The sequence below is a fragment of the Streptococcus sp. HMSC078D09 genome (assembly GCF_001813675.1).
Classification (GTDB): domain Bacteria; phylum Bacillota; class Bacilli; order Lactobacillales; family Streptococcaceae; genus Streptococcus.
In genome coordinates this window covers 1-285 of sequence record NZ_KV813654.1, presented here as the reverse complement: position 1 = coordinate 285, position 285 = coordinate 1, and the positions used below count along the sequence as shown (strand labels likewise).

The window sequence follows — 285 nt, the reverse complement described above, 5'->3', positions numbered from 1 at the left end:
TAGTAACGTCCGAATTCGAATTTAGTTGTGTCGATAACTTGTGTGTTTTCTGCATCGCCAAGTGACTTAGTGAAGCCATCTTTAAGGGTTGCAGTGATCACACCGTTGTTGACAGCGATATCGAATTTATCTGTTACTTCTGCACCTGTTACAGAGTCGTAAGCTTTGATGTCAGCCGCATTAAGATTTAATTTAGCTTCATCATAGTTATCTGAAATACCTACTGTTTGGATGTTGTCCTTGTTAGCTGCGTCAAATTTAGTTGTATCCAACCATACTTGGTAA

1 protein-coding gene is annotated in these 285 nt (G+C 38.9%); it reads right to left on the bottom strand.

The features are described from left to right. Window positions 1-285: SspB-related isopeptide-forming adhesin (locus HMPREF2926_RS01810; protein WP_141751762.1), on the bottom strand; the 285-nt coding region annotated here is incomplete at both ends.